This window comes from Deltaproteobacteria bacterium (genome assembly GCA_019309045.1).
Lineage (GTDB): Bacteria > Desulfobacterota > Syntrophobacteria > BM002 > BM002 > JAFDGZ01.
Genome location: JAFDGZ010000016.1, coordinates 38,876 through 44,875 on the forward strand (window position 1 = coordinate 38,876; position 6,000 = coordinate 44,875).

Annotated in this window: 5 protein-coding genes and 1 pseudogene; 5 read left to right on the forward strand and 1 reads right to left on the reverse strand. The window is 50.7% G+C overall.

Translation table 11 applies throughout. The annotated features are described in order from the left end of the window. The first annotated feature begins 386 nt into the window (after positions 1-386). The 5 genes and pseudogenes from JRI89_05325 (at position 387) to JRI89_05345 (ending at position 5,085) form a co-directional block, all read left to right on the forward strand. Positions 387-581, forward strand: a complete 195-nt coding sequence (locus JRI89_05325) for a hypothetical protein (protein MBW2070660.1) — start codon at positions 387-389, stop codon at positions 579-581. A 411-nt stretch (positions 582-992) separates the two neighbouring features. Then, entirely contained in the window at positions 993-1,355 is a 363-nt protein-coding gene (locus JRI89_05330) for a hypothetical protein (protein MBW2070661.1), read from the forward strand. Between the two features lie 224 nt (positions 1,356-1,579). Next, the gene (locus tag JRI89_05335) at positions 1,580-2,149 is read left to right on the forward strand and encodes a nitroreductase family protein (protein ID MBW2070662.1); all 570 of its coding nucleotides are present in this window, start codon (positions 1,580-1,582) and stop codon (positions 2,147-2,149) included. Between the two features lie 84 nt (positions 2,150-2,233). Continuing rightward, the gene (locus JRI89_05340) at positions 2,234-3,487 is read left to right on the forward strand and encodes an HlyD family secretion protein (protein MBW2070663.1); all 1,254 of its coding nucleotides are present in this window, start codon (positions 2,234-2,236) and stop codon (positions 3,485-3,487) included. 5 nt (positions 3,488-3,492) lie between these two features. Continuing rightward, positions 3,493-5,085 (forward strand): annotated as a pseudogene (locus tag JRI89_05345) (DHA2 family efflux MFS transporter permease subunit). A 108-nt stretch (positions 5,086-5,193) separates the two neighbouring features. Here the strand turns inward: JRI89_05345 and JRI89_05350 are convergent. Beyond that, the gene (locus tag JRI89_05350; protein ID MBW2070664.1) at positions 5,194-5,682 is read right to left on the reverse strand and encodes a PEP-CTERM sorting domain-containing protein; all 489 of its coding nucleotides are present in this window, start codon (positions 5,680-5,682) and stop codon (positions 5,194-5,196) included. Between the last annotated feature and the right edge of the window lie 318 nt (positions 5,683-6,000).

The following is a 6,000-nucleotide window of genomic DNA, read 5'->3' on the forward strand; positions in this document are numbered from 1 at the left end:
CACTTCTTTTGAGTCACCAGCTTGAGAGGCAACGATTGTGCCAGCCGAGGAAGTTTTGTATAACCTGCTAATATTATAGCCAATTATCAATTAAAGGGAAGAGGGTTGAATTACTGGCAGCGGTCTCCTTTGTTGCATAATTGCAACCTAAAATTAGAAATATCAGTTATTATGACTAATTAACATGCGTTGCAATAATGCAACAAAGGAGTGCGTCGCTTCCTGCCCGCCCTCTTGCCGAGGGAAATCGGAACAGGACCCTGTGCAAGCCAACGAAACTACACCTCCCGTCTGAGGAACAGGTCAGTTTTTTCTTTACTTGTCCTTCTTTTTTCGCTATACAAACTTGACATTGTGCCTTTGATAACTAACGGAGGAACACAAGAATGACGCTCGAAAGAAAAGCTGGAATTGCCGTAGTATTTGGAGTACCAGCCATTGTTGGTTCGGGTCTGATGTGGCAGTTGGCCGGCAGTTGGCAGGTGGTTTTTGGCTACCTGGCCCTATTGGGATTTATCCTGGGTGCCTTTCTGGCCAATCCAGAACAGGAAATCTCAGCAAAAAAGCAAGAACAGCACTGAGAGCAACTCACGTTTTGCCCAGCTTCTTCTCAGGACTTCTACAGAGGGGAAAGATTGGCTGAAGCGAGAGAATTGCGCCTTTTTCCTTCCCAGCAGGCAGTGAGTAGCTGTCCACCATATTATATTGTGGTTGGGTACCGCCCTGAGCTTGCTTCCCTTGTTCCCTACAGGCTCTTGCCTTTTTCCAGATCACCTTTCCATAGCCCCCAGCCAACAGCTGCAAGTTAGCCAAGAAATCTCTATTTATGATTCCCTGAGGACAAATTCAGCAAATGGCTGGTGCTACTTTACAACTCTTTACATCCCGGTCTTGTCTCAATTCGGACGCTTTACTTCCACTGCTGTTGTTAATATCATTCGAGATAATTGACTGCTTATCGAGTCCATTTAGTGGCTTTGAGAGGAAAAGCTATGGCACGGTACCTCGAATTCATGCTGGCAAAGGCCTTCGAAACCATCCCGGGGGAACTCTACAATCAGTACCGAAGTGATGTGGCTGCAGAGATCAAGGAGCAATATCTCTTTTACGAAATCTCCTTGATGGAGGAAAAATCCTGGGAATATCTCCGCGATTGGGTATATCCAAACTTCACACGCTATATCAAGGCTAAACAGAGAAACCCAACCATGGCTGAGAGAGTAGTAGTTGCCATCTTTCACGGCAACAGTTGTTATCTCTTACAGGGGAAAGACTTTCTCGGTGCCTTTCAACAGTTGGAGGGGCTGGACGCCATGGCCTTTGCCGCCCAAGTGCGCCAGTGGCTCGACATCTGATGAAACCATCTTGGTTTTGCAATTCGCCCCTGTTGAATGCACTTTCCTGGAACTTCCATCCCGAAACTTTCTAGAATCAGGGGAAGTTCCCCGTGTGGGAACTCTTTTGGTTCCTCTGCTTGAGACTGGTGTAGAAGGACAACTTCCGTTTTCTTTTTGGCAATGTTAGGTGGTATACTGCACTGATTTTTGGGTGCTGCCCTTGAAAAGAGAGGAGGGAGAAGATGCTCCGGGACCTAGTAATCAAGAACAGAAGCTATAGGCGGTTTCACGAGGATGTGAAGATAGAGATAGAAACCTTGAGAGAACTCGTGGATCTGGCAAGATGCACTGCTTCTGCGGCAAATCTACAACCCCTGAAATACATCCTTGCCAACGATCCCCAGAGCAATGAAAAGATTTTTCCTTGTCTTGCCTGGGCTGGATATCTGAAAGACTGGCCAGGACCGGCAGAAGGTGAACGGCCATCCGCCTACATTATTGTTCTGTGCGACACCCGGATTGCCAAATCTGCAGGCTGCGATCATGGCATCGCCTGTCAGACTATTCTTCTAGGTGCAGTAGAAAAAGGTTTGGCTGGTTGCATGATCGGCTCCATACAAAGAAAAAAGCTTCGACAATTACTGGATATTCAGGAGCATCTCGAGATACTTCTGACAGTGGCCCTCGGGAAACCTAAAGAGACGGTTGTGCTAGAAGAAATAGGCCCGCAAGGTGATGTCAAGTACTGGCGGGACGAGAAAGGCATCCATCACGTCCCCAAGCGCAGTCTGGATGAGATTATTATCGGTTGAGACGGAGGCAGAAGAAGGCCATGCCGTGGATGGCTTCTAGATGGGCTGGCGCCAATGATGAAGAGATGATAGCGGATGGTAATCATGGTAACAAAAAATGATGAGCCTGGAAATGAGAAGCGAAACAAGAAATTGCCAATCTTTCTGCTGGCGATATTCATTCTGATTGCAGGAGGCACTGTCTACTGGTGGTTTTTCAAACGGAATCGAGTGAGTACAGACAATGCCTATGTGGTGGCTGATATTGCCCGCATCAGTAGCCGCATTCCTGGCACAGTGACGAGAGTGCTAGTAGATAATGATGTGCCAGTGAGAATAGGGCAGGTGCTCGTGCAGCTGGATCCGCGTGATTACCAGGTCGCTCTCGAGCAGGCCCAGGGTGTTCTCGAAAGGATAGCAGCTGAACTGAAAGCCACTGAAATTGCAATTTCCCTTACTGACGCTCAAACCAGGGCCAAGGTCGACGGAGCAGAGGCGGTACTCAGAGGAGCGCAAGAGAAAAAGAAGGAGCGCGTCCACAAGATGGCAGAGCTGCAGAAAAAGCGAGTTGCAGTGCAAGCCGACCTGGGCAAGGCCAAACGTGATTTAGAAAGATTTCAAAAACTTTATAAAAGTGAGGTTGTTGCCGAGGAGCAGCTTGACAGGACCAGAACCGCATTCATCAAAGCAAAAGCAGAGCTCGATGCCATTGACGCTGAACTGCAGGCAGTGCAGGCTGATCTCGAAGGCACGGATCAGGAGATAGCCCGGGCAGCAGCCCAGCTGCGCTCTGCCAAGAGTGAATTGCAGCAGGTGGCAATCCAACGGCAGAATCTAGCGGCACTCAAAGGGCAGCAAAAAGAGGCAGAGGCCAGGGTGGCTGCCGCCAGACTCAAAGTTGAATATTGTACCATCAGAGCTCCCATAACAGGGTATGTGGCTCAGAAGAATGTTCAGGTAGGTGATCGCATTTTACCGGCGCAGCCATTGATGGCCATAGTGCCGCTTCAGGAAGTGTACGTGGAAGCGAATTTCAAAGAAATACAACTGGAGCATGTTCGCATTGGCCAACCCGTAACCATCCATGCCGATGTCTATCCTAGCTATACATATCACGGCAAAGTAACAGGGATTCGAGCCGGCACCGGGGCAGCTTTTTCGCTGCTGCCTCCAGAGAATGCCACAGGAAACTGGATCAAGGTTGTCCAACGAGTGCCGGTCAAGATTGTCTTCGATGAACCTCTTCCTCCTGAATACCCGCTCCGAGTGGGATTTTCGCTGGAGGTCACCATTGATACGGCAGACCAGAGCGGCGACCTCCTGCTACCCTTCGCTCCAGCAGGACATACAAACGGCTAAGCAAAATGGCAGACGACCACGGCAATCCCGGTGTGAACAAGTGGGTGGTAGCCCTCACTGTAATGGTGCCCACTTTCATCGAGGTCATGGATATGAGCGTGGTCAATGTTTCTCTGCCGCATATCCAGGGAAGCCTCAACGCAGGCCTGGACGAAGTTACCTGGGTGCTCACCTCCTATCTTGTCTCCAATGCCATTATTATTCCAATCACTGGCTGGCTCGCCAGTGTGTTCGGCAGAAAACGGTATCTTCTTTTCTCCATCACACTCTTCACCCTTAGCTCTCTTGCCTGCGGTGCGGCACCCTCTTTGAAAATCCTCATCCTGGCCAGGATCTTTCAAGGACTGGGCGGCGGGGGTTTGCAGCCACTTTCCCAGGCTATCCTTTTTGAAACCTTTCCAGTGGCTGAACATGGACTGGCAATGGCAGTCTTCGGCATGGGGGTGGTAATGGCCCCTATTATTGGACCTGTTCTGGGCGGCTGGATCACGGACAACTGGAGCTGGCGCTGGGTATTCTATATCAATCTGCCGGTCGGCGCCCTGGCAGTATTCCTGGCCGTCCTTTTCATTCAGGACCCCGCATACATTCGTCGCAAGATAATCAAGATAGATAGCTGGGGTTTGTTTTTATTGAGCGTGGGATTGGGCTCCCTGCAGATTGTCCTGGACAAAGGTGAGCGTGAGGACTGGTTCAACTCTCACTTTATCATCTACCTTTCCATTATTGCGGCGGTATCTCTAGCTCTATTCGTTGGTTGAATTGCGCGCCGAGCATCCGGTCGTCAACCTGCGAGCCTTCAAGATCCCAAGCTTTTCTGCCGGAAATCTCATCATGTTCACCGGCTTCGGCTGCCTCTTCGGCAGTTTTGTGCTCTTGCCACTCTATCTGCAGAAATTGATGAATTACACTGCTTTGTGGGCAGGATTGGTTCTGGGTCCTGGCGGCATTGCCAGCTTCTTGATCATGCCTGTGGCCGGTATACTGATGAAGAAAGGTGTGAATCCCCGTTATCTACTGGGGGCGGGGCTGAGCATCATGCCCGTTATCTACTGGGGGCGGGGCTGAGCATCATGGCCTATGCCATATGGTTGATGTCTGGCTTCAATCTGCAGGCTGGTTTTTTTGAGATTGCCTGGCCTCGTGTTATTCAGGGATTTGGCATGGGGCTTTTTTTTGTACCTCTGGCCACCGCCACATTTCAGGACATTCCAAAGGAAGAAACGGGCAATGCCTCCGGCATCTTCAATTTGTTGCGAAATCTGGGCGGGAGCTTCGGCGTTGCCTTCAGCACTACCATGCTGGCCCAACGAGCCCAGTTCCACCAGAACTTTCTGGTGGAACACATAACGCCGTTCAATCCTGCCTGGCAAATTCGCTCCCAGCAAATACTAAAATGGCTGCAATCTCACCACGGCGACCTTGCCAATCCTGCCATTGTCCTGAAGCTTATTTACATAGAGGTGATGCGGCAGGCGAGCATCCTGGCTTTTAATGATGCCTTCTGGATACTTGCCTGGCTCACCGCAGTGCTCATTCCTTTGACTTTACTCTTCAAGAAGGCTTCTGAGTCCGGTCCTCCCGCCGGAATCCATTAGATGCCACTGAGAGAACCGGTTCTCCAGTTTCAGCTGCAGCCGTTGTTGACGGCAAGGTGCCGTCTCTTTTTCGGCAATCGGAATTGCTGCTTGCTGTGCCAGATAGGCCTAGGCATCCTGGCGTAGGCTCCGCCGGCCATAGGCAGCCAGACCAAGCAAGCCTGCACCCAGGAGCATCATTGTTCCCGGCTCCGGCACCGGCTCGAGGCCAGTTCCTGGGGTAGGGAATTCCGTGGCCTGGAAGTCGGCAAAATTGTCACCGCTGTCGAAAGCGAAAGGAAACCTGGCTAGACTCCAGCCCGCACTGACGTCAACCGCCGGTGTACCCTCGCCCGCGTTATTGTTTTTAGCGTCGCCGTACTGCAGGGCATCTATTACCTCGCCCGCTGGATTCAGGAGCTGCACTGCATCTGGGCCATTCTGCCAGTCCACATTTGCCACAAAGTCCCTGTTGGCAAGGACCTCGCCCACAGCATCAGCAGTAGCGATCAACAGGATGCCGTCTGCTGGAATTAACGCACCGCTGAGGTCTATAGTGCGATAGATTTCGCCAGTCCCACCGTTTATACCCACCAGGTGCCAGCCATCGAAAAGCATCCCCGCAGTACCGAAGATTTCGGTGAACACCTCATCACTGTCAGCTCCAACGCCATCATAGAGAAGTTCCTGGATTACAGGCAGGGCAAGTGCGTGTGCAGGTAGGATAATCAGGGTGAAAACTAAATATACTGCTGCTAGAATTGCCAATAAAGTCCTGGTGCCCCTCATGTGTCCCTCCTTTGTTACAGATGATCAGTTTTCAGCAAGAAGCACAAATATTGTTCCCTCCTTTCTCCACCTGGGGTGGCAAATGGATGAAAAGCTAGAATACTTGCCTGCTTGAAACCTATGAAATTAGCTCATTGCAGTATGCTA